The sequence below is a fragment of the Stutzerimonas sp. VN223-3 genome (assembly GCF_045999685.1).
Lineage (GTDB): Bacteria > Pseudomonadota > Gammaproteobacteria > Pseudomonadales > Pseudomonadaceae > Stutzerimonas > Stutzerimonas stutzeri_AR.
Genome location: NZ_RBEC01000002.1, coordinates 843,048 through 867,510, shown reverse-complemented (window position 1 = coordinate 867,510; position 24,463 = coordinate 843,048). Strand labels below are relative to the sequence as shown.

At 63.9% G+C, this 24,463-nt stretch carries 14 protein-coding genes; 6 read left to right on the top strand and 8 right to left on the bottom strand.

Going from position 1 to position 24,463, the window contains the following annotated elements:
• Positions 1-72 precede the first annotated feature (72 nt).
• The 3 genes from recD to recC all read right to left on the bottom strand — a co-directional run bounded on the left by recD (position 73) and on the right by recC (position 8,979).
• A complete protein-coding gene (gene recD / locus D7241_RS12725) occupies positions 73-1,926 on the bottom strand; it encodes an exodeoxyribonuclease V subunit alpha (RefSeq protein ID WP_408101821.1) in 1,854 nt (617 codons plus the stop codon).
• 199 nt (positions 1,927-2,125) lie between these two features.
• Positions 2,126-5,671 carry an exodeoxyribonuclease V subunit beta gene (gene recB / locus D7241_RS12720; protein WP_408101820.1) on the bottom strand — a complete coding sequence of 1,182 codons (3,546 nt, stop codon included), beginning with the start codon at positions 5,669-5,671 and terminating at the stop codon, positions 2,126-2,128.
• Positions 5,668-8,979: an exodeoxyribonuclease V subunit gamma gene (gene recC / locus D7241_RS12715; protein ID WP_408101819.1), complete on the bottom strand. Its 3,312-nt coding sequence runs from the start codon at positions 8,977-8,979 to the stop codon at positions 5,668-5,670. Before recC ends, recB begins: the two co-directional genes overlap by 4 nt.
• Positions 8,980-9,202: 223 nt before the next feature.
• On the opposite strand from recC, the gene D7241_RS12710 reads away from it, so the two are divergent.
• Positions 9,203-10,888 (top strand): Na/Pi cotransporter family protein, encoded by a 1,686-nt coding sequence (locus D7241_RS12710; RefSeq protein WP_408101818.1) that lies wholly within the window; start codon positions 9,203-9,205, stop codon positions 10,886-10,888.
• A 123-nt stretch (positions 10,889-11,011) separates the two neighbouring features.
• Here D7241_RS12710 and D7241_RS12705 read toward each other — a convergent pair whose 3' ends face one another.
• From D7241_RS12705 to D7241_RS12690, 4 genes are all read right to left on the bottom strand, one after another.
• Positions 11,012-13,561, bottom strand: a complete 2,550-nt coding sequence (locus tag D7241_RS12705; RefSeq protein WP_408101817.1) for a TRAP transporter permease — start codon at positions 13,559-13,561, stop codon at positions 11,012-11,014.
• Positions 13,562-13,711: 150 nt separating this feature from the next.
• Positions 13,712-14,677, bottom strand: coding sequence for a TAXI family TRAP transporter solute-binding subunit (locus D7241_RS12700; protein WP_408101816.1), 966 nt, complete (start codon positions 14,675-14,677; stop codon positions 13,712-13,714).
• A 369-nt stretch (positions 14,678-15,046) separates the two neighbouring features.
• Positions 15,047-16,465: a sensor histidine kinase gene (locus tag D7241_RS12695; RefSeq protein ID WP_408101815.1), complete on the bottom strand. Its 1,419-nt coding sequence runs from the start codon at positions 16,463-16,465 to the stop codon at positions 15,047-15,049.
• The gene (locus D7241_RS12690) at positions 16,458-17,129 is read right to left on the bottom strand and encodes a response regulator (RefSeq protein WP_408101814.1); all 672 of its coding nucleotides are present in this window, start codon (positions 17,127-17,129) and stop codon (positions 16,458-16,460) included. Before D7241_RS12690 ends, D7241_RS12695 begins: the two co-directional genes overlap by 8 nt.
• Positions 17,130-17,308: 179 nt before the next feature.
• Between D7241_RS12690 and D7241_RS12685 the strand changes: the two genes are divergently transcribed.
• The 5 genes from D7241_RS12685 to D7241_RS12665 are packed head-to-tail and all read left to right on the top strand — an operon-like array spanning position 17,309 to position 22,624.
• Positions 17,309-18,571: an OprD family porin gene (locus D7241_RS12685; protein ID WP_408101813.1), complete on the top strand. Its 1,263-nt coding sequence runs from the start codon at positions 17,309-17,311 to the stop codon at positions 18,569-18,571.
• A 34-nt stretch (positions 18,572-18,605) separates the two neighbouring features.
• On the top strand, positions 18,606-19,580 hold the full coding sequence (locus tag D7241_RS12680) for a tripartite tricarboxylate transporter substrate binding protein (protein WP_255978010.1): 975 nt from the start codon (positions 18,606-18,608) through the stop codon (positions 19,578-19,580).
• A 58-nt stretch (positions 19,581-19,638) separates the two neighbouring features.
• Positions 19,639-20,082 carry a tripartite tricarboxylate transporter TctB family protein gene (locus D7241_RS12675; protein WP_255978012.1) on the top strand — a complete coding sequence of 148 codons (444 nt, stop codon included), beginning with the start codon at positions 19,639-19,641 and terminating at the stop codon, positions 20,080-20,082.
• Positions 20,083-20,085: 3 nt separating this feature from the next.
• Positions 20,086-21,597 (top strand): tripartite tricarboxylate transporter permease, encoded by a 1,512-nt coding sequence (locus D7241_RS12670; protein WP_408101812.1) that lies wholly within the window; start codon positions 20,086-20,088, stop codon positions 21,595-21,597.
• Between the two features lies 1 nt (position 21,598).
• Positions 21,599-22,624: an AbrB family transcriptional regulator gene (locus tag D7241_RS12665; protein ID WP_408101811.1), complete on the top strand. Its 1,026-nt coding sequence runs from the start codon at positions 21,599-21,601 to the stop codon at positions 22,622-22,624.
• 171 nt (positions 22,625-22,795) lie between these two features.
• Here D7241_RS12665 and D7241_RS12660 read toward each other — a convergent pair whose 3' ends face one another.
• Complete coding sequence (locus tag D7241_RS12660; protein ID WP_255978018.1) at positions 22,796-24,025, bottom strand: nucleoside recognition domain-containing protein; 1,230 nt, start codon at positions 24,023-24,025, stop codon at positions 22,796-22,798.
• Positions 24,026-24,463: the final 438 nt, after the last annotated feature.

The window sequence follows — 24,463 nt, the reverse complement described above, 5'->3', positions numbered from 1 at the left end:
TAAAACCGCTTCACGGAAACGGGTAGCTAGGCGCGGCGATTTGCGGGCTTCGATCACACTAGCCATCCGTTGTCAGAACAGGCTGAGCTGGTCGCCCGGTGGTGGCTCGCTGGGTAGGCGTTCGGCGAACGACTCGGCAGTTGCCTGCCGCGTTCCGTCCAACGCGAGGCGATCCGCTAGTCCAGCCGCTCGCTCGGCACGGGTTGTCACCGCCTCGGCCAGACGCGCCGGCAGCGCCCAGATTTCCACCTTCTGTTTGGCACGGGTAATCCCGGTGTAGAACAGAGAGCGCGTCAACAGCGGGCTGGCCTGCTCCGGCAGCGCCAACAGAACTTCGGCGAACTCCGAGCCCTGGCTCTTGTGCACGGTCATCGCAAAGGCGCTGTCGTGGCTCGGCAGCCGCGCCGGGGCGAAGCCGCGATATCCGTCGTCCCCCTCGAAAAACACGCGCAGGCCGTGCTCGGTTTTCAGGCACAGGCCGATGTCACCGTTGAACAGCCCCAGCGCGTAGTCGTTCTGCCGGACCATCACCGCACGACCCGGATACCAGCGTTCGCGGGGCGGCACGCCGAGGCGTCGCTTGAAGCGCGTCTCCAGCGCCTCGTTGATGCCGGTGACGCCAAAGGCGCCCTCACGCTGAGCGGTCAGCGCACGAAAGCCGTTGAAGGCAACGAATGCGCCCGCCGGGTCCGCTTGCCGTGCAGCCTGCAGGTAAGGCGAGTAACCCTGCTCCAGCCGCTCGATTAGCGAGGTGGGGTTGGGTGCCGCGTCCCAGGCCAGATCGGCGCGATTCTCCTGCAGCAACGCGACGGTGCCCTTGGCGTCGCCCCCGTTGATCCGCCGCGCCAATTCGCCGATGCCGCTGTCACCGGCGAAGCGATGGCTGTGGGTCAAGAGCACCACCGCATCGCCGAGGCGCGAGCGCGGCGTCTCGACCGGCACAGGCTGGTCGGTAATGCGCTGCAGATCCATCGCCGCCTGGGCATCGAAACCGCGCCCCTCGCAGAGTTCGGCGAACACCGCGCCGGCCTCGACCGCGGCTAGCTGATCCTTGTCGCCGAGCAGAATCAACCGCGCCTTCGGTGGCAATGCGGTGACCAGCTTGGCCATCAGCGCCAGATCAACCATCGACGCCTCGTCCACCACCAGCACGTCCAGCGGCAGCGGGTTGGCCGCGTCGTGACGCACCCGAGGGCTGTCGCCGCGGCTGCCGAGCAGCCGATGCAGCGTGCGCGCCTCGTCCGGCAGCGCGTCCTTGAGCTCATCGCTTATCGGTAAATTGGTCTTGGCATTGCGAATCGCCTCGGCCATACGCGCCGCCGCCTTGCCAGTGGGCGCGGCCAGACCGATGGCGAGGCGCTCGCCCCCAGGCTGCTCCAGCAGCGCCGCCAGCAGCCGCACCACGGTGGTGGTCTTGCCGGTGCCGGGGCCGCCGGAAATCACTGCCAGCCGACGGCGTACCGCCTGCGCCGCAGCCAGACGCTGCCAGTCCGGGCTTTGCTGGTTGAAGGCGAACAGCCGCGCCAGGCTTTCGCTCAGCTGCTGTTCGTCGACCTCCGGCGCATCTGCCGCACGCAGGAGCAGCTGCTCGGCCAGTTGCTGTTCATAGGCTTGGTAACGGGCCAGGTAGAGGCGGTCGCCAACGAGCGTGAGCGGGACGTATTCATCGGGCCCACCGACCAGCGGGGATAGCTTCAGCTGCTCACGCCAGCCAGCAAGTGGCGGCAGGCTGACATCGTGATCCGGCCAGGGACGCTTGCCGGCCAAGCTCCCCAATAGCAAACAAACGTCGCCGTTACCAAGCGCCTCGCAACACAGCGCGGCGCCGAGCAGCACCGGCTCGGATGCCATCGGATCGAGGCGCCGCAAACTGTCAATGAAGGCACGCTCCAACGGGCCGAGCGGCAGGTCCGAGCGAAGCGTCATTGCGCGTCCCTCCACGCGGTAGGCGTCGCGCCGTTCAAGCGGTGGGCTGAAGCCCACCCTACAGAAAAATTGGAGCGCGCCGGCTCCAGGCTTGCCACCCGTAGGGTGGGCTTCAGCCCACCAAAACGTGCAGCACCCCATATGCGTTGCGCTGAAGCAAACCTCTGCTCGCCCCACTTCACAGAACATGCTTCTCGCATCATCTACCCTCCTCGAACAGTCTATCCAGCGCATCGAGCAGCGCATCGTCCGGCCGTGCGAAGTACACGCCCGCCTCGGGCATGCCGCGCAGGAACAGATAGAAGGCGCCGCCCAGCTGTTCGTCGCGGAAATCCGCCAGGCGCTGGCGCAGGAAGCGGCGCAACGCTACGAGATAGATCAGGTATTGCAGGTAGTAGTGCTCGCCGGCCAAGGCGTGCAGCAGTCGTTCGCCGCCGTAGTAGCTGGCGTCCGGGCCGAGCCAGTTGGACTTGTAGTCGGCGATGTACCAGCGGCCGTCGTGCTCGAATGTCAGGTCGATAAAACCCTTGAGAAAGCCTTTGAGGCTGTCGAACTCCAGCCGCGCCGCCGCCTCGCGCAGAGGTGCGGCAAGGCCGTTGGCCGGATCAGTCAGCAGCGTGCGCAGGCGCGTCACATCGAGATCCTGAACCGGGAAGGTGAAGCCCAGCTCGGGCAATCGCCGCGCGGCTTGCAGGCAGGAGAGACTCAGACCGGCGCCGTTCAGATCGGTCTCCAAGACGTGTTGCAGATGGGCGGAGGCGACCTCTTTCCACTCCAGCGGTAGCCCATAGGCCTGCAACGCCGGCTCGACGAGCTCCGACAATTCGCCTTTGCCGCGTGCCCAGTCTTCGAGAATCGCATGCAGACAGGTACCGGCACGCGCACCGCGAGGGAATGCGAAGAAGCCGTTGCCCGGCTCGCCGGCATTGGGGATCGCCAGGGCGTCGCGGTCCGGCGCTTCCATGTGCATACCAGCAGCCAAGCCGGAAAAACTGCCGATACGCCAGGCGCTGTGCAGGCTGCGGTTGAGCTGTGACAGTTGCTGCGGTGGCGACGCACGGCCCGGTCCCTGAGCGTTCGCATCGCGCTGTTCGAGTGGCAGGCAGGCCATGCCGCCCTCGCTTCCCTGAACCAGACGCTCGATCGCCAGGCGCAGGGCGCCACCGTCGAGATCAGCCAGATGATTGCCCAGCTCGGTTAACGGCTGAGCACCTGGGAGTTCACGACCGTGCAGCAACCAAGCCAGGGCGCTGCTGTGCAGACCTTCGTCCGTTAGGCTGCCATCCTTCTTCGGCTTGCACAGACACACCGGGCCCCAGTGCAGCCAGAGCCGGTCACGGGCGCGGGTGAGCGCGACGTAGGCCAGACGCAGCTGCTCGGCGAAGACTTCCTGGCGGGCACGTTCAAGGTTTTCCTCCAATTCTTCACTGCCTAGATCCAGCAGCGGTTGGCCGTCGGCATCGTGACAACGGGCGCTGTCCCGGTTCTTGCCCAGCAGCTTGCCGTCCCAAAGGAAAGGGCAGAACACCAACGGGTATTCCAAACCCTTGCTGGTATGGATAGTGACGATCTGCACCCGCTCGGCATCGCTTTCCAGGCGCAGCAGCGCTTCTTCGCCGGCGCCTTCGCTGCCGCGTTGGGCGTTGAACCAGACGAGCAACGGTTCGAGGCCAGGGCGCAGCAAGCTCTCCGCCTGCAGCAGTTCGCCCAGGTGCAGCAGATTGGTCAGCCGACGCTCGCCATCGACCCGCGCCAGCAGCCGCTCGGCCACGGCCTGCTCGTCGAGCCAGGCACGGAACACACGCATGAAGCCCTGTTGCTGCCAGAGCTGGTGATAACGCTCGGCGGCTTCGCGCTCGGCATCCCACTGCTGCTGGTCGTCCTGGCAACGGGCGAGATCGGCGGCGCTGCGGCCCAGCATGCGCGTCGCCAGAGCGTAACGCAGCAAGCCCTCGCGGCCCGGCTCGGCGTAGGCGGCCAATACCGCGGCGAGCTCGGTGGCCTCTTCGCTGCGCCAGACGCTGTCGCGCCCACGACGTACGCTGGGCACGCCACGGGTGGCCAGTTCCTCGGCGATCATTCCCGCCTGCCGGTGATTGGCCACCAGCACGGCGATGTCGCCGCCCTTCAGCGGAGTGAACCCGCCGTCCTTGTCGAAGCCAGCGCGGCCCTCGGCGGCGGCCGCCAGTTGCAGGGCGATACGCCGTGCGGTGTCGCCCGCCGCCAACTGCGCGGCCTCGCCCTTGCCCAGCGGATCGTCGCCAAGCCAGACCAGCGACAACGGCGCCGCTTCGCTCTCTTCAACCAAGCGCAGACTGGCGCGCGCTTTCTCAGCGGCACCCACCGGCGGATATTGCAGGTCGTTTTGAGCGAAGGGTTGCGGATGGGTGAACAGCCGGTTCAACGCCGCGATCAGCGCCGGCGTGGAGCGGTAGTTGATCGGCAGGTTGTAAGGCCGGTCGGCCTGATTGCGTGCGGTAATGTAAGTCGCCAGATCCGCGCCACGGAAGGCATAGATCGCCTGCTTGGGATCGCCGACGAAGCACAGCGAGGCTTCGCCGCCCTTGGCATAGATGCGGTTGAAGATGGCGTACTGGATCGGGTCGGTGTCCTGGAATTCGTCGATCAGCGCCAACGGATAGGTAGCACGCAGCGAGGCGGCCAGATCCTCGCCGACCGGACCTTGCAGTGCCTGATCCAGGCGATTGAGCAGGTCGTCGAAAGCCAGCAGTCGCTGCGCCGCTTTACGCTCCGGCAGTTCGCGGTTGAGCCGTTCGAGTAGCGCGACCTGCAGCGCAATCAGCCGCTGCTTGCCTGCCGGCAGCGCCTCGGCCACCCGGTCGGCCAGCTCGTCCAGCGCATGGGCAAGCTCGCACACTGGCGCGTCGAAGCCCTTTTTGCAGGCCTTGCTCAAGGCGCGTACGCCAAACTTGGCGGCGCCGTCGGGCAGATCGAACATCACCGCCGGATCGGCGAAATAGGCGTCCAGTTCGACCCGCCACGGTTCGAACTTGATGCTTTTATGGGTGCTCTGGCTCAGGCCGCCGTGATCTGACAGCTCGGCGACCCAGCCTCTTCCAGCCTCGCGCCACAACGCCGCGGCACGCTGCCAGGCCGCTTCGGCCGGCCGCAGGTCGGCTGCAACGGGCGCATCCTGCGGCTCGACGCGCAGATAAGGTTTGCCCAGATGACTGCGCAGCCGCTGGCGCAACCACAGCGGCGTGATGCGGCTCTTGGCCAAAAAGCGCGCCCAGGCCGGGTCGGCATCGGCTAGTTCGCTGCGCCAGGCATCGGCGAGCAGTGCGTCGATGATCTCGCGATCGTCGGCGGTCAGCTCGCTGTCGAAATCGCCGCCGGCCTCGAAGGCCGCGTCCTGCAGGGCACGCTGGCAGAAGCCGTGGATGGTGAAGATCGCCGCCTCGTCGAAACCGTGTACCGCCAGCAACAGGCGGCGGCGCGAGGCCTCGTCCGGGTAACGGGCATGGAGGCGGTTGAGGAAGTCGTCATCACTTGGCGTGCCTTCGTACACCGCCAGCAGATCGGCGAGCCGCGCGCGGATGCGCTCGCGCAGCTCGGCGGTCGCAGCGGTGGTGTAGGTGACCACGAGGATCTGCCCCACCGACAACTGCCGCTCCAGCAGCAGGCGGGCATAGAGAGCGGTGAGCGTCCAGGTCTTGCCGGTGCCGGCACTGGCCTCGATCAGCGAGCGGCCATCGAAGGGCGAATCGAGCAGGTCGAGCTTCATTCTTCTTGCTCCTCGTTGGCCAACGCATCCAGAGCCGGGCCGATCAACTGTTCGGCCAGCGTTTCGAAGCGCTCGTCGAGCGGATCGCGATCGCGGAAGGCCAGGGCATTCCATGGGTCTTCCGACTCGGCGGCGATGGGGCTGAATTCAGCACCCAACCAGGCTTCGCGGGCGCGTTTGCGTGCGGTATCGAGCGGTTCGCTGCCGCGGCTCGGGTTGCGATAACCCTTGGCGAAGGCATGGCTGCTGCGCGGCAACAACGGCAGCGGCTCACGGATCGCGCAGCGATAGGCGGCGAGCCAGGGTTCGAGCACCTGCGCCGCGTTCGCCAGCGGCCCCAGCTGCCAGTCGCCGGCCGGCGAGAGCATCAGGCTGTTGCGCTCGATGCCCGCCGTAGCGGATAGATTGAGCAGTAGATGGCGCAGCCAGAACGGCGGCAGGTCCCATTCGCCGAGACGGCCCAGCTTCCAGCCGAACAGCCCGCCGGGGGTCACACCGTCGAGCCAGCCATGCACGCGCACGCCCGCCAGGGTGATGTCCACGGCCAGCGGTTCGGGTACCGCGCCGGGACGCAGCTCGAACAGCCGCGGCGCAAAGGCGCGCACCGGGCCACGCAGCTTGCCCCACAGCGCCTGGCCCAGCTCGCCGGTGGGCAGCCAGCCCGCTGCGCAGGCCATGCGGCGCTCGTCCTCGTCGCTCCAGTGATGTTCCAGCGCTTGTAATGACAGCCGCCGCAAGCCGTTCCAGGCGGGCATTTCCAGATCGAAAGGTTCGTCGCTGGCGAGCGATTCCTGCGCATCGGCCAAGCGCAGACCCAGGCGCTGTTCGAGCAGGAAACGCGCAGGGTGACGGAAGCACTGCAACAGTTGCGACGGCTCGATGGTCAGCCAGGCCTCGTCGGGCTCGGCCAGCAGACTGGCGAAGGGCTGCGTGCTGGTCTGTGGCGGCTCGGCCAGGCGCTGGGCCGCACGAAACCAGGGCAGCGAATAGCCTGCGCAGGGCGCGTTGGCGAAGTTGTGCGGCGAGAACGGCTGCAACGGGTGGGCGACAAGGATCTTCTCGCTGGCCTTGGGCTCCTTCGGCTGCGAAACATCGGTGTTGGCGGGTTCGCGAGCAAGCTCGCTCCTACAGAGAGCGGTCATGTCGATGGCTTCCAGCACTTCGCTGAGCAGCACCGACGGTGGCAGCACGGCGTTGTCACGCGGGTCGCGACCGACATAGGACAGGTACAGCGCCTCGCGCGCCGAGAGCAGGGTTTCCAGCAGCAAGTAGCGGTCGTCGAGTCGCCGCGCACGATCGCCGCGCCGCGGATGACGGCCGATCAGGTCGAAGCCCGACGGCGGCGTGCGCCGCGGGAAGGCGCCGTCGTCCAGACCAAGCAAGCAGACCACACGGAACGGCAGGCTGCGCATCGGCACCATGGTGCAGAAGGTCACCGCACCGGTCAGGAAGCCAGAGGCGCCGCCGCCCTGCTGCAATGCGGCGCTGAGTTGTTGATGCACCAGTTCCAGCTCGATGGGGCGTTCAAGGTCCGCCGCCTGCGCTTGGTCGCGCAGCGAAGCACAGGCCTGGGACAGCAACAGCAGGGTGTCGCCGGCCTCGCGTTCGTCGAACAGGGTATCGAGCAGCACTTGCAGATCGTCCGCCCATTCGGCCAGCGGGCGTGGCCGGGCCAGCTGATCGGCCAGTTTGCCGAGGCGCTCGACGAACTCCACCAGCCGACCCAGCAGCTGGCCTCGCGCACCTTCCAGCGCATCCAGCGGCCAATGCTCACCGAGCAGCGGCGCAGAATCACCGGCCAGTTGTGGTGGCGCGGCGAAGCCGAGCATCAATCGATCCAGCCCTTGGCGCCACGTAAAGGCCGATTCGTCCGGCAAGCCCAGACGCGCCCGCTGACTGCCATCGCGCCCCCAGCGCACACCCGCCTCGCGCAGCCAGTCGCGTAGCAGTGGCAGGTCTTCGCTTTCGATTCCGGCGCGGCGGGCGATGGCCGGCTGCTCCAGCCAGGCGAGAATTTCCTCGGCGGCGAAACGGCTCTGGGCCAGCATCAGCAATTCGAGAAAGGCCTCGATCAACGGCACCTCGGCCCGCAGGCTGCGATCGGCGAGGCTGTAGGGAATGCGCGGGCTGCCTTCGCGCGGGGCGAACACCGCTTCGATGAATGGGGCGTAGCGCTCGATATCGGGGGTCAGCACCACCACTTGGTCCGGGCTTAGCGCCGGGTCGGCGGCAAAGCGCGCCAGCAGTTGGTCGTGAAGAATCTCCACCTCGCGCAACGGCGAATGAGCGATATGCACTTCCAGCGAGCGATCACCTTCAGCCAGCGTCATGCGCTCGTCGGGCAGGCGGGTGCGCAGGCGCAGGATGTCGTTCTGCAGCGCGTGCAACAGGCTGTCATCGCGCAGGTCTTCGTCTTCGGAATACAGGCCGATTTCCTGGCTGCCTTCGCTCGTGGCGAGGCTGAACAGCGAATCGAAGAAGTCCCGGCCCTGCTTGCCCAAGCTCGCCAACAGCGGATGGCCGATGTCCAAGTACCAATCGTCTGCACCGCTTTCCGGCTGTCGCGCCAGCTCGCGAATATCGCGAATTTCGCCCCAGGCTTCGCGGCTCGGGTTGAGCGCGCAGACGACCACGTCGATATGCCGGGCCAGGCCATCGAGCACACGCAGGTGGTGCGGCGGCAGGCTGCTGATGCCGAATACCAGGAGCCGCTCGGGCAGGCCGGGCAAGGGTTCGTCGTCATAAAGACGCTGCAGCAGATCGTCGAGCAGACGGGCACGATGCGGATGGCCGTCCTTGGTCAGTTCACGCCAGAGCAGCGCTTGCCAGGCTTCGTCGGGGCCCAGGTCACGAGTTTCGCCGCGCTCCCAGGCGGCCAGCCAGTCGTCGCGATAGAGCAGGTATTGGTCGAAGGTGTCGGCGATTTTCGCCGCCAGCGACAACCGTCGACGCTCATCGCCGCCGTCGAGGTATTGCGACAGGCGCGGCGCTAGTTCGAGGTTGGCCGGCTCGCACAACCATCCATAGAGACGCCAGGTCAGGGTCGACGGGGAAAACGCCGATTGCTCCGGCAGGCTGCCCAGCACCGTGCGGCTCAGGTCCCAGACGAACTTGGCCGGCAATTGCATTTCCAGCTGCATGGCAATGCCTTGCTTGCGCGCCAGTTCCAGTGTCAGCCAGCGGCCCATGCCCTGGCTCGGCACCATCACCAGCGCCGGCGCGAAGGGGTCGCTCAGTGGCTGGGCGAGCAAGGTGGTCGCCAGTTCGCCGAGGGTTTCCAGATCGGGGGCGTGGTAGAGGCTTAGCATGGGCGGACCGCGTCGAAATGAGATAAGTAGGTTACAGGCCACCTGCGTAACGAGCGAGTGACACCGGCAGTTTGCTCTAAGCCTGCGACAAGCTGTGTCGCGCCTGTGAATGACAGTTCCGTGAACGGGCCAACTGCCGCAGGGTCAACCGAATATCCCGCGATGTGTATCGCGCCGCTCGGCGCTATTTAGTGTCGTTGTCTTTCGCCGGAGAAACCGCCTGATGCTGACGTTGTTGCACCTGCTGTCTTCCATCGCTCTGCTGGTCTGGGGTACGCATATCGTGCGCACCGGCATCATGCGGGTCTATGGTTCGCATTTACGGCGGCTGCTGGGCCACAGCATGGCCAATTCCCCGCTGGCATTCAGCGCCGGTATCGGTGTCACCGCGTTGGTGCAAAGCAGCAATGCCACCGCGTTGCTGGCTATATCCTTTGTCGCTCAGGGGCTGATGGCGCTGCCCACTGCGTTAGCGATCATGCTCGGCGCGGATGTCGGTACGGCGCTGATGGCGCGCGTACTGACGCTTGATCTGTCATGGCTGTCGCCGTTGTTTACGCTGGTCGGGGTCTGCCTGTTTCTGTCGCGTAAGCAGACCCGTGCGGGCCAGCTTGGCCGCGTGCTGATCGGGCTGGGGCTGATCATCCTCGCCTTGCAGCTGATCGTGCAAACGGCCGAGCCAATCACCGAAGCGCGCGGCATGCGTGTGCTGTTCTCGTCGCTCGCCGGAGACACTCTGCTCGCCGTGGTCGTGGGTGCGGTGTTCGCATTGCTCTCCTATTCCAGCCTGGCAGCCGTGCTGCTCACTGCGACCCTGGCCAGCGCAAGCCTGATTAGCCTGCCGGTAGCCCTCGGCGTGGTCATCGGGGCGAATGTCGGCAGCGGCGTGCTGGCCTGGCTCAACGCCAGCCCGCAACCGGTACCGGCGCGTCGGGTGGCGCTGGGCAATCTTCTTTACAAGCTCGCCGGATTGTTGGTGTTGCCGTTTCTGCCGGTACTGGTGAGCTGGATAAGCACGCTCGGGTACAGCGCCGAGACCGACGTGATCGCCTTTCATCTGGCCTACAACTCGCTGCGCTGCCTGCTATTGCTGCCGACCGTGGGCTTGATGTCACGTCTCTGCGAATGGCTACTGCCGGAGCGTGTGCTGGACAATGGCATCGCCCAACCACGCCACCTCGACCCCACCGCGCTCGATACGCCGAGCCTGGCGCTCGCCAATGCCACGCGCGAAACCCTGCGCATCGGCGATCTGGTGGAAACCATGTTGGCGCGCCTGCTGGAGGTGCTGCGTGAGGATCGGCCGGAACCAGGCGAGGAGATCCGTCGCCTGGACGATGACGTCGATGCGCTCTATAGCGGTGTAAAGCTCTATCTGGCGCGGATGCCGCGTGAGGACCTGGCCGAACAGGAAAGCCGGCGCTGGGCGGAAATCATCGAGTTGGCGATCAACCTGGAACAGGCCGGAGACATCATCGAGCACATGCTCGGCAAGGTGCAAAACATCAAGACATCCAAGCGCCGCTCTTTCTCCGACAGCGGACGGGACGAACTGGGCCAGCTGCACGCCCTGCTCAGCGCCAACCTCGCGCTGGGCCTGTCGGTATTCCTGTCTGGAGACTCGCACAGTGCGCGGCAGCTCTTGCAGCAAAAGCGCCAGTTCCGTAAGCGCGAGCGCGAGCTGGCCCACGCTCATGTGCACCGGCTGCATCAGCAGGTGGTCGAAAGTATCGAAACCAGCTCCGCCCACTTGGAGCTGATCGCCGATATGAAGCGTCTGAATTCGCTGTTCTGCAGCGCCGCCTATGCCGCGCTGGAGGGTTCGGGTGGCGGCAAGGGCCGATCCGCGGCAGAGGCAGACCGCGATTCGCTTACCGTCAAGCATCGGCTGCCCGGCAAGCCGGCCTAAGACGGAATTGGCGGCCTTCGCCGCGCTGGCTTCCCCAGTGACGTCAAGCCCAGGTTTCAAAAGCAGAAACCCCGGCGATGCGTGAGCAAGGCCGGGGTCAGCTGGTTCAGCAAAACGCGCCGATCAGCGCAGCCTGCGCCGCCGCTGCATCCAAATCACCAAGCCGAAAAGCGCGAGGCCGGGTAGCCACATCCACTCTTTGGCCACTCGATCGGTGGGCGCGCGAACCGCGAGGATTTCCTGATCGAATTCCAGACCCAATTCGGCGGCTGGGCTACCGAAGGTCACATTGTCGACCAGCACCTTGCCGTCTTGCTCATAAGTCATCAGGCCGATCTTTTCCAGCTTCTCTTCTCCCGACGCTCCGTCCGGAACCGCCAGTAGCAGGCTGAACTCGCGCATGTCACCCACTGCGTCCTCACCGCGGATGCGCAGGCGAAGCTGGCTGTCCTCATCCACCACTTCCAGCGCCTGAGTCAATTGCGCCGGCGGGATGTCGCGGTAGGGGTCGTGCACCATGTCCATCCAGAATCCCGGCCGGAACAGGGTGAAGGCGACCAACAACAGCAGAACGCTTTCATACCAGCGGTTACGCACCAGGAAAAAGCCCTGAGTACCGGCGGCAAAGATCAGCATTGCGCCAGTGGCGACCATGAAAATCAGGATGCCATGCCAAAGCCCGACATCGATCAGCAACAGATCGGTGTTGAAGATGAACAGGAACGGCAACGCGGCGGTGCGCAAGCTGTAGTAGAACGCCGTAATTCCGGTCTTGATCGGATCGCCTTTGGATACCGCGGCAGCAGCGAACGAGGCCAGCCCCACCGGCGGCGTGACATCGGCCATGATGCCGAAGTAGAAGACGAACAGATGCACGGCGATCAGCGGCACGATCAGCCCGTTCTGCTGCCCCAGCGCCACCACCACCGGTGCCAGCAGACTGGACACTACGATGTAGTTGGCGGTAGTCGGCAGGCCCATACCGAGGATCAGGCTGAAGACCGCGACGAGCAGGAGCATCAGGAAGAGATTGCCCATCGACAGCATTTCGACCAGATCGGCCAACACCAGACCGACGCCGGTCTGCGAGACCGCACCGACGATGATGCCCGCCGCCGCGGTGGCGATACCGATACCGATCATGTTGCGCGCGCCTGCGATCAGACCTTCGCGCAGGTCGACTACGCCATCCATAAAGCTACCGTGCTGATGACTGCCATCGCGGCGCATCCAGGTGAGCAGAGGGCGCTGGGTCAGGAGGATGATCACCAGCATCACCGTGCCCCAGAACGCCGACAGGCCGGGGGACAGCCGTTCGACCATCAGGCACCAGACCAGCACCACCACGGGCAACATGAAGTGCAGCCCAGAGAGCAGCACTGCACGGGTGTTCGGCAGCTCTTCCAGCGGCTTGTCCGGATCTTCGGCAGCCAGCGGAGGATTGCTCGCCGCAACCTTCAGCAGCGCCAGATAAGCCAGCGCCAGCAGCACCGATATACCCGGCAGTGCGTAATCGCCAAGGACCGGCTTGAGCCAGCCGAGACCGTAGTAGACCGCCAGCGAAAGCCCGCAAATCAATGCTGCGCCGAAGGCAAAGCCGGTCAAACGGCGCAGCCAAGGCTTGGGTTGGCGCGAGCCGATTGGCTGCATGTTCTGCTTTAGCGCTTCCAGATGCACGATGTAGAACAGCGCGATGTAGGAAATCGTCGCCGGCAGAAAGGCGTGTTTGATGATTTCCACATAGGGAATGCCGACGTACTCGACCATTAGGAACGCCGCAGCGCCCATTACCGGCGGCATGATCTGGCCGTTGACCGAGGACGCCACCTCCACCGCACCGGCTTTTTCCTTGGAAAAGCCGACCTTCTTCATCATCGGAATCGTGAAGGTGCCGGTGGTGACCACGTTGGCAATCGACGATCCCGAAATCATGCCCGTCAGCGCCGAGGACACCACCGCCGCCTTCGCCGGGCCGCCACGCATGTGGCCGAGCAGGCCGAACGCCAACTGGATGAAATAATGCCCAGCGCCGGCGCGGTCGAGCAGTGCGCCAAACAGCACGAAAAGAAAGACGAAACTGGTGGATACGCCCAGGGCGATACCGAACACGCCCTCGGTGGTGATCCACTGGTGGTTCGCCATTGCGGTAAAACTCACGCCGCGATGTGCCAGCAAACCCGGCATATAGGGTCCGGCCAGGCTGTAGATGATGAATATCAGCGCGATGACCGCCAGCGGCGGGCCGAGCGCGCGGCGAGTGGCTTCCAACAACAATGGAATGCCAATGCAGGCCGTGACCAGATCCGCGGTCGTCAGGTTGCCCGGGCGATTTGCCAGTTGTTCGTAGAAAATAAACAGATAGGCGGCACTGGCGGCGGCTACCAGGCCCAGTGCGATATCAGTCAGAGGTACTCGATTGCGCGGCGAGCGTTTGAAGGCCGGATAAGCCAAAAACGCCAACAGCAGCGCGAATGCCAGGTGAATCGAGCGGGTTTCGGTGTCATTCAGCACACCGAAGCGCAGCATGAACGGTAGCGGCGAGGCGATCCACAGCTGGAACAGCGACCAGAGCAGGGCCAGGCCCGCAATCATTTTCGCCATGGCGCCTTCGGGCAGTCGAGCCCCGACGTCCTTGGCAATGAGCTCTTCAGTGGACAGTTGATTGTCTTGCATGAAATGAGGCCTGTTTTTCAAGTAGCGGAACCACGAAAACCCGTGGCACTGGGCTCACGGGTTTTCAGGCGAATGCGGCGATAAAGAACCGCCGCACCGATGCAGCAAACCAAGGCATGCCGCAGCATTTCTCTGCGGTCTGCCGGGCCGTTACATCCAGCCTCGTTCCTTGTAGTAGCGCACAGCGCCTTCATGCAGGGGCGCAGACAGACCAACCTTGATCATGTCTTCTGGCTTCAGGTCCTTGAACGCAGGGTGCAGACGCTGGAAGCGTTCGATGTTCTCGAACACCGACTTGACCAGCTTGTAGACCACTTCGTCGTCGACCTTGGACGTAGTGGAAAGCACGGCCTTGCCGCCGATGGACTGAGTGGCGCTGTCATTGCCCTTGTACATGCCGCCCGGGATTTCAGCCTTGGTGTAATAGCTCTTCTCAGCCAGCAACTTGTCGATTTCCGGGCCGGTAATCGGCACCAGAACCGCGTCGACAGTGGTGGTCGCTTCCTGAATCGCGCCATTGGGGTGACCGACGAAGTAGGTCATGGCATCGATGTTGTTGTCGCCAAGCGCGCTGGCCAGTTCGGCCGGCTTGAGTTCTGCGGCGAGACTGAAGACCGACTGATCCCAGCCCTTCTCTTTCATGATCTCTTCCAGCGTGTCGCGCTGGCCGGAACCGGGATTGCCGATATTGACGCGCTTGCCCTTGAGATCATCCAGGCTCTTGATATTGGCGTCGCGACGCGCCAGTACGGTGAACACTTCACTCTGCAGGGAAAAGACTGCGCGGAGGTCTTCCATCGCGCCTTCCTTCTCGAAGGGCGCAAGGCCTTCCATCGCCTTGTACTGATGGTCCGACTGCATGATGCCGAAATTGAACTCGCCGCTGCGCAGGCCGTTGACGTTGGCCACACCGCCGCCACTGGCTGGGGCATTGCACTTGAGGTTTTCGGCGTTACGGTTGACGAAGCGGCAAATAGACTGACCGGCAACGTAGTAAACGCCCGTCTGCCCACCGGTACCGATGGTGACGAACTGCTCTTGCGCCTGAGCCATACCGCTCAGCCCAGTCCCCGCCAATGCGGCGGAAAATATCCATGCCAAGGATTTGCCTTTCATGGATTCACTCCTTATTGGTTGTTTTGGATTGTCCCGCTTTGCCTCGTGAGCCTTCGCGAGAAGTTCGAAGTCTAGCAGGCCATCAGCCACCGCGAGCAGCGTCTGCTGCAGATGATTGGTACACCTTGCGAATCGCCATTGCCCTGCCGCTGCGCCGGATCGATGAACCGAACTAGAGACCGATCGCGCAGCCCAGCGTTCACATAAGCTGTAAGTGCATGGCACCTGCAAAAAGACGTGCGCTTTCGCTCTCGCTGGCGTGTTTTGGCGTTTTGCCTAACGATCTAGGCATGCTGACCGCAAAGCCGTGTGCGGAATTTAGCGTGCAGCACCAGGGCTGCAGTCCGCTTATCGGCTAGCGCCGAGCGGTTACTCGGCTGAGTCAGCTGGGATCGACGGAAACCTCAGCGTGACCAACAGTCCGCCCAACGAGCCTTGACCCAGTTCGATGGTGGCGCGGTGGGCACGGCTGATTTCGCCAACGATGGCGAGCCCGAGGCCGGCGCCCTGACCTTGGTGTTGGATCCGGTAGAAGCGCGCAAAGACCTTCTCACGCTCCGCGGGCGGTATTCCCGGACCGTCGTCCTCCACTTCCAACACGCCGCCGTCCTTCACTCGCAGCACCACGTTGCCGCCATTCGGCGTATGCGCCAGAGCGTTGTCCAGCAGGTTGCTCAGCAGCTCGCTGAGCAAGGTCGGCTCGCCATGGATCCACACCGGCTGCTCAGCCTCCAGTGCCAAGGCGACGCCGCGCTTGTGCGCCAGCGCCGCCATCGCCAGTCCCAGCTCGCGAGCCAGCCGGCTCAGGTCGAGACGCTGCGCCCCGCCTTCCGCGATGGACTGCGCGCCGCTTTCGATGCGCGCCAGCGAAAGCAGCTGGTTGGCCAGGTGAATCACCCGATCGGTGTGTTCCTCAGCTTCTTCCAGGGTTTGCTGCCAGCGTTGCGGCTGCTGTTCACGCAGGCCCAGTTCGATGCGCGCCTTGAGCGCGGCCAGTGGCGTGCGCAGCTCATGGGCTGCATCGGCGATGAACTGCGCCTGACGCTCGAACTGGCCACGCAGGCGATCAGTAAAATGGTTGAGCGCCGCCACCAGCGGCTTGAGTTCGCGCTGCACCGCCACCAGCGGCAGCGCCCGAAGATCGTCAGGCTGACGCAGCTCGACCGCCTCGCTGAGCTTGCCCAGCGGTCGCAGCGCAGCACTGACAGCGAGCCACACCAGCAGCAGCGAAGTGACGGCTAGCAGGCCGACGCGCCACAGAGTGTCGGTGAGCAAGCTGCGCGCCAGGCGTTCGCGGGCGCCGAGCGTCTCGGCCACGCGGATTTCGGCGATGCCGTTGAGCTCAGGCTCACTGACCGGTTGCAACAGACTGACCAGACGTACGCCCTCGCCCTTGAACTCGCCGTCATAAAAGCGCGCCAGCGCCGGATAGTCATCGGTACGCCGGACCTTGGGCCCCGGCGCTGGGAGATGTTCGTAGCCGCTTACCAGGCGGCCTTTGGTATCCAGCACCTGGTAGTAGATGCGTCCGGCGCTGTCATAGGCGAAGGTATCCAGCGCCACGTAGGGCACGTTGGCGCGCAGCTGCCCGTCATTCGCCACCAACCCCTCGGCGATGGCGCGGGCAGAGGCCAGCAAGGTGCGGTCATAAGCAGTATCGGCGGCGGCCCGGCCGTTCCAGTAAGCGCTCCAGCCGCTGAATAACAGCAACAAGGCCAACAGCACCGCCAACCTGCGTAACAGCCCGGCGCGCAGGCTCCCGGCACGTGGCGGCACGGCCTCAGGCATCCACCGACTCCAGCAGATAACCCAGCCCGCGGAAGGTGACGATACGCACCGCACTGCCCTCCAGCTTCTTGCGCAGGCGGTGGACATAGATTTCGATGGCATCGGCGCTGGCCTCTTCGTCGAGGCCGAACACCTGCGCCGCCAGCTGATCCTTGCTCATGACCCGTCCGGGCCGGGCGATCAGCGCCTCGAGTACCGCCTGCTCACGCGAGGTCAGGCTCAGCGGTTGTTTGTCGAGGCTGAACCGCCGCGCATCCAGATCATGAACCAGCACACCGCAGCTCTGCTGGCGCTCGCCGCCGGCCACGCTGCGGCGCAGCAGCGCCTTGACCCGCGCTTCCAGCTCGGACAGCTCGAAAGGTTTGGCCAGATAGTCGTCGGCGCCGAGGTTGAGTCCATGCACGCGATCGGTGACTTCGCCACGCGCGGTGAGCATGAGTACCGGCAGAGTCTTGCCGCGTTCACGCACCCGCGCCAGAACTTGAAAACCATCGAGCCGGGGCAGACCGACGTCGAGAATCGCCAGCGCGTAGTCCTCGGTGGCGAGCGCCAGATCGGCCGCCACGCCATCATTGAGCAAGTCCACCGTCCAGCCGGCTGCACGCAACGCCTGCGCCACACTTTCAGCCAGTTGGGGATGGTCCTCGACCAGAAGAATCCGCATTGCCTGTCCTCTGCCATATACGGAACGGGACGCCAGTGTAGCGACAAGGAATGCGGCACGCTGCTTTCAGTCTTGAAAGCCTGGTGAAAGTTTCGACGCCTAGCATCGCTCTCCAGGTGGCTCGACCCACCTGAAACGGCACACCGCCGTCACAACAAAAATAATAGTGGAGAGATCAGATGCTGACTGCCGTCAGATATCACCCCGCACACGCTAGTCTTGCCCTCGCCATCGCAGCCGCCTCGTTGGCACCCGTGGCCCAGGCTGATTTTGTCGCAGACAGCAGCGCGACCCTGCAAACCCAGAATATCTACCTCAACCGCGATTTCCGCGAAGGCGACGGCCAGTCCAAACGTGAGGAATGGTCGCAAGGCTTCCTGCTCAACATTGAATCCGGCTTCACCGAAGGCACGGTCGGCTTCGGCCTCGATGCCATGGGCATGCTCGGAATCAAGCTCGATTCCGGCGGCGGCCGCACCGGCACCGATCTTCTGCCGGTGCATGACGACGGCAGCACGCCGGACGAGTTCAGCCGTCTCGGGCTGACGGCCAAGGCTAAGATTTCCGAGACTGAGCTTCGCTACGGCAGCCACATTCCCGAAACAGCGGTGGTGAAAGCCAGCGACAGCCGCACCCTGCCCCAGGTGTTCGAAGGCACCATGCTGGTGTCTCAAGAAGTGACCGGTCTGACCCTGAGCGGTGGCCGTCTGGACAAGGTCATCGACCGTGCCTCGACCAACTCCCAAGAGCTGCAGATCAACAACAAGAACGGTCGTTTCGACAGCGCCGCCGAAGCCGATCACCTAACCTTCGCCGGGGCCAAATACGACTTCAGTGACAAGTTCACCGGCACCTACTACGCCGCAGAACTCGACGATATTTACCGCCAGCACTTCTTCAACCTGCAGGCGGTGCAGCCGCTGGGTGAGGATTCGGCGCTGACGGCCGATCTGCGTCTGATGATCAGCGATGACACCGGCGCGGCCAATGCCGGCAAGATCGACAACCAGGCCTGGAACGGCATGCTGGGTTACAGCCTGGGCGGCCACAAGGTCAGCCTCGCCTACCAGCAGATGAACGGCGACACCGGCTATGCCTACATCGACGGCGGCGATCCCTACCTGGTCAACTTCGTTCAGATCAATGACTTCGCCAACGCCGATGAGCGCTCCTGGCAAGCCCGTTACGACTACAACTTTGCGTCCATCGGCGTTCCCGGACTGACTTTCCTGACCCGCTACATTTCCGGCGACAACGCCGAATATGTCGGTGGCAGCAACGGCAGCGAATGGGAACGCGATATCGAACTCAAGTACGTCGTACAGACCGGGCCGCTGAAGAACGTCGCCGTACGCATGCGCAACGCCATGTTCCGCTCTGATTTCGCCCGTGACGCCGACGAAAACCGCCTGATCGTCAGCTACAGCCTGCCGATCTGGTAAAGCCGCCCACAATAAGAATCCGAAGGAGACACTCATGAAAACTGCAATCCGCCGTTTTGCCCTGCTCTCGTCCTGCCTGGTGCTGTCCAGCCAACTGATGGCCGAGCCCAAGCGCCCTGAATGCATCGCCCCGGCCAAGCCTGGCGGCGGTTTCGACCTGACCTGCAAACTGGCCCAGAGCGGCCTGAAGAATTCCGGCCTGCTCGAAGCACCGATGCGCGTCACCTATATGCCCGGCGGTGTCGGTGCGGTCGCCTACAACGCGGTGATCGCTCAGCGTGCCGACGATCCGGCGACCATTACGGCGTTCTCCAGCGGTTCGCTGCTGAACCTGGCGCAAGGCAAGTTCGGTCGCTACGACGAAACCAATGTGCGCTGGCTGGCTGGTATCGGCACCGATTACGGCGCCATCTCGGTCCGTGCCGATGCGCCTTACCAAAACCTCGACGATCTGATCGCCGCGGTGAAGAAGGACCCCAGCAGTGTCGTCTTTGGTGCTGGCGCCACCATCGGTGGACAGGACTGGATGCAGACCGCACTGATTGCCCGCGCCGCTGGCGTGGATCCGAAGAAGCTGCGTTATGTGGCTTTCGAGGGCGGCGGTGAGACCCTCACTGCGATGCTTGGCGGCCACGTGCAGGTCACCAGCAGCGGCCTGGGTGAGGTCGCGCCACAGCTCGAAGCCGGCAAGATTCGCATCCTCGCGGTGCTCTCCGACGAGCGCCTGCCGGGCGAGATGAGCGAAATCCCAACCGCAAAGGAACAGGGCTTCGACATCAGCTGGCCGGTGATTCGCGGCTTCTACATGGGGCCGGAAGTCAGCGACGAGGACTTCAACTGGTGGAAGACCCAGTTCGACACGCTGCTGGCCGCTGAGGATTTCGCCAAGCTGCGCGAGCAGCGCGACCTGTTCCCGCTGTCGATGACCGGTGACGAACTCAAGGCGTTCGTCGACAAGCAGGTCAAGGAGTACAAGGCGCTCGCCGGCGAGTTCGGTCTGGTCAAGTAATACCCTGCTGGCAGTGGCTTCCACGAAGCCGCTGCTGGCTCCTCTGAGGTAATCCACCATGTACGTTCGTGTCTTTGCCGCGGCCTGGCTGCTCGCCTGTGCCGGTCTCGCGCTGCTCGCCTGGAGTTTCGAGGCGCCTTTCGCCTACGACCCGGTCGGTCCGCGCGCCTATCCGCTGCTGCTGCTGTTTCTGATGGCCTGCGGTGCGCTCTGGCTGCTCTGCAAACCACATGGCGAACCGACGCCGCCGTTCGACTGGGCGATGGCCCGGCGAGCCCTTCTCTGCGTGCTGGTACTGCTGGCGTACGCGCTGCTGTTCGAAAAGCTCGGTTTCGTCATCACCACCGCGCTGGCCTGCTTCGCGCTCGGCCTGCTGTTCAATGGCCGACTCTGGCCTTGCGTGATCAGCGGAGTGCTGATGGGTGTGTTGCTCCATGGCTTGTTCGACGTGTTGCTTGATGTGCCACTGCCGCTCGGCGTGCTGCGCCTGTTGGAGAACTGAAAAATGGAAACACTGAATTTCTTGATGCAGGGCTTTGATGTCGCCACCCGCCCGACCAACCTGCTGGTGGCGCTGTTCGGCGCCTTCGTCGGCACCGTCGTCGGTCTGCTTCCCGGTCTGGGCCCGATCAATGGCGTGGCGCTGTTGCTACCGTTGGCCTTTGCTCTGGGTTTACCACCGGAAACGGCGCTGATCCTGCTCGCTGCGGTGTACCTGGGCTGCGAATATGGCGGACGTATTTCGGCGATCCTGCTCAATGTGCCGGGCGATGCCGCCGCGGTCATGACTACTCTCGACGGCTACCCACTGGCACGTCAGGGCAAGGCGGGTATCGCGCTGTCGCTCTCCGCGGTCAGCTCGTTCATGGGGAGCATGATCGCCACCTGTGGCGTGGTGCTGTTCGCCCCGCTGCTGGCGAAGTGGGCGGTGGCTTTCGGGCCTGCGGAATACTTCGTACTGATGATCTTCGCCATCGCCTGCCTCGGCGGCATGGTCGGTGACAAGCCGGTGAAAACACTGATGGCGGCATTGATCGGCCTGGGTCTGGCAACCGTCGGGGTGGATTCGACCACCGGTGTCTACCGCTTCACCTTCGGCAGTGTCAGCCTGTCGGATGGCATCCAGTTCGTCATCGTGGTGATCGGCTTCTTCAGCGTCAGCGAAGTGCTGCTGATGCTGGAAAAGACCCACAGCGGGCAAAAGGCAGTGAAGGCCAGCGGGCGACTGCTGTTCAATTTCAAGGAGTTCTCCCTGACCTTCTGGACCATGGTGCGCAGCGCTTTGGGGGGCTTCGTCATCGGCACGCTGCCCGGTGCCGGCGCAACCATCGCCAGCGCCATGACCTACATGAGCGAAAAGCGCATGGCCGGCGCCAGCGGCAAGTTTGGCGAAGGCGATCTGCGTGGTCTGGCGGCACCGGAAGCGGCCAACAATGCCTCCGCCTGTGGCTCGCTGATTCCCATGTTGACCCTTGGCGTGCCTGGTTCGGGCACCACGGCGGTAATGATCGGTGCGCTGACCCTGTACAACATCACGCCCGGCCCGCTGCTATTCGAGCAGCAACCGGACGTGGTCTGGGGCCTGATTGCCTCGCTGTTCATCGGCAATGTGATTCTGCTGGTGATGAACATTCCGCTGGTCGGGCTGTTCTCCAGGATGCTCAGCGTGCCCAACTGGGTGCTTGTGCCAGCCATCACGGCAATCAGCCTGGTCGGCGTATATTCGGTACACAGCACCACATTCGACCTGGTACTGATGGTCGGGCTCGGGGTGTTCGGCTACCTGTTGCGCAAACTGGACTTTCCGCTGTCGTCGCTGATTCTGGGTTTCGTACTCGGCGAGATGATGGAAGACAACCTGCGCCGCGCATTGTCGATCTCGGCAGGCGACCTGGGCATCCTGTGGGGCAGCCCGATCACTCTGGCGTTGTGGGCGATGGCAGTCCTGATGCTGGCCATGCCAGGCATTCGCTGGTACCTCGGCCGTCGCCGCGCCACGCTGGCAGTCCAGAGCTGATATGCACGGCTACCGGTTGCCGGTCTGGTGGGCAACACCGCTGGTGGGCACCCTCGGCGGCTGGCTGGCGAGCCTGGCGAACTGGCCGCTGCCGTGGATGGTCGGCTCGCTGTTGGCGGTCATCGTTGTGCGTTGCAGCGGCTGGCTGCTAAAGGAAGTCCCGCACGGCCGGCAGACCGGGCAATGGCTGATCGCCAGCGCCATCGGCCTGCACTTCACCAGCGAGGTCATGCAGCAGGTGCTGGAGCATTTCGGCGTGATTCTTGCCGGTGCACTGGGCACGCTGCTGCTGAGCCTGATCGGTCTGTTCATTCTGCTGCGCAGCGGCACTGACCGCGCCACAGCGTTCTTCGCCAGCATGCCCGGAGGCGCCAGTGAAATGGTCAATCTGGCCGGTCGTCACTCGGCGCAGCCGGCGAAAGTCGCCGCGGCGCACAGCCTGCGCTTGCTGCTGGTGGTACTGATCATCCCGGCGTTGTTCACCTGGACCCTGCCTCCCGTCGACGCACCGCCACCGGCACCCGTTAGCTGGCCGTGGCTGGCGTTGCTGCTGCCAGCCGGCGCGTTGCTGGCACTTCTATGGAAAAAGCTCGACCAACCCAACCCCTGGATGCTCGGCCCGTTGACCGCCTGCGCGGTGGCGAGCGTGACATTCGACCTGAACCTGAGCCTGCCTGAAGGTGCCGGCCAGCTCGGGCAATGGCTGATCGGCTGTTCGCTGGGTTGCCATTTCGATCGTGCGTTTTTTCGCAGCGCTCCGAGGTTCCTGCTGTGCGTTCTGCTGTTCACGCTGTTGGCAATGCTCGCCGCGGCCGGCCTGGCCGAGGCGCTGGGTTGGGCAGCGACGCTGAACCAGACGTCGCTAACGCTGGGGATGATGCCTGGCGGGATTACCGAGTTATGCCTCACGGCGGAGGCGTTGCAGCTATCGGTGGCGTTGGTGACGGCGTTACAGGTGTTGCGATTGTTCCTGGTGATGTTCTTGGCCGAGCCGTTATTTCGGTTGTGGCAACGGGCGACGCTTTGATCCGCCATTTGCTGGATTTTTGGGCACTATCATCAGCGTGAGCCGATACGGCGCTTGGTGGGTTACGCGACGCGCCAGCTTCGTGTGGTTATTTGCTTCGACGAGCATGCGTCGCTAACCCACCCTACACTGCTACTCGCCACAGCCTTTCCTCCGCCCTCGCAAGATCAATCACCCAAAAAACCAATAGCACACCAGAATTGCCGCGGTGATGCCGGCGAAATCCGCCACCAGTGCACACCCAACCGCATGCCGGGCGCGTTGGATGCCGACCGCGCCGAAATACACCGCCAGCACATAGAAGGTGGTCTCGGTGCTGCCCTGCACCGTCGCCGCCACCAGCGCCGCGAAGCTGTCGACGCCCTGGTTCTGCATGGTTTCGATCAACATCGCCCGCGCTGCGCTGCCGGAGAAGGGCTTGACCAGTGCCGTGGGCAGCGCGTCGACGAAGCGGGTATCCCAGCCCAACACTTCAACGAGCCAGCGAATCCCGTCCAGGCCAAAGTCCAGCGCGCCGGACGCCCGCAATACGCCGATCGCGCAAAGCATGGCGATCAGATAGGGCAGCAGGCTTTTCGCCACATCGAACCCTTCCTGCGCGCCTTCGACGAAGCTTTCATAGACCGGCACCTTACGCAGCGCGCCGACGATCAAAAAGGCGATGATCAGGCCGAACAGGGTCAAATTACCGAGCAGCGATGACAACGAAGCCAGCGCCGTGGCCGACAGCCCGGCAAGCAGCGCCATGAAGCCGCCCAGCAGCAGCGCACCGGGAATGAAATAAGCCAGCACCACCGGATCCCAGATGCGCAGCCGTTGCACCAGCGCCACCGCCAGCAACCCCGCCAACGATGACGCGGTCGTCGCGAGCAGAATAGGCAGGAACACCAGCGTTGGATCCTCGGCACCCTGCTGCACGCGATACATGAAAATCGAGACGGGCAAAAGCGTCAGTGAGGAGGTGTTAAGCACCAGGAAGAGAATCTGCGCGTTGCTCGCCACCGTCTTGCTGGGATTAAGCTCTTGCAGGGCACGCATGGCTCGCAGGCCGATAGGTGTGGCGGCGTTGTCCAGCCCCAGACCGTTCGCGGCGAAGTTCAGCGTGATCAGCCCCAACGCCGGATGCCCGGCTGGTACTTCTGGCATCAGACGGCGGAACAGCGGCCCCAGCAGACGCGCCAGCTGTTCGATCAGACCGGCTTTCTCGGCGATGCGCAAGAAGCCGAGCCAGAGCGTCAGCGTGCCGAACAGCACGATCATGATTTCTACCGCCAGTTTGGCCATGGCGAACAGGCTTTCGACCAGCGCGGCGAAGATCGCCGGATCGCCACCGACCAGCCAACGTGCAAGCGCAGCAACCGTGGCGATCAGAAAAAAGCCCAGCCATAGGCCGTTGAGCATGTCGTTCTCCCGAAAGTGATTGGGCGCGATGATAACGGCGCAGATGGGCAACGACCATTGTGCTCAGCGTCGAGACAGCCAGCAGATTCGCGAATCGCCTGAGCGAACCTGATCAGCCTTAGCCTGAGACCGCGAGGGCGTTCGAATTGAGCTGGGAGCGACGCTGCGCGAGCGGCAGCATGGACAGGAGAATGGTGACGATTCGTTTGATCGCAAGCCAGAGGCGGTCTGAGCCACCTCCGGTTGCCTTTTACTGAACCTGGTCCGTTAGCAGGAAGTACTCCATGTACCTCTAGGTCGCTCCGTTGACAGAGCATCCCGACCCCATGGTTCGCCCGCTACGCGGGCTGACGAGTGCTCGGTAGATCACTCAAGGTTACTGCGAGCCTCGCGCCGCTGGCGCGAAGGGCTAGGAATATCGGCATCCCGCCTGCGTTG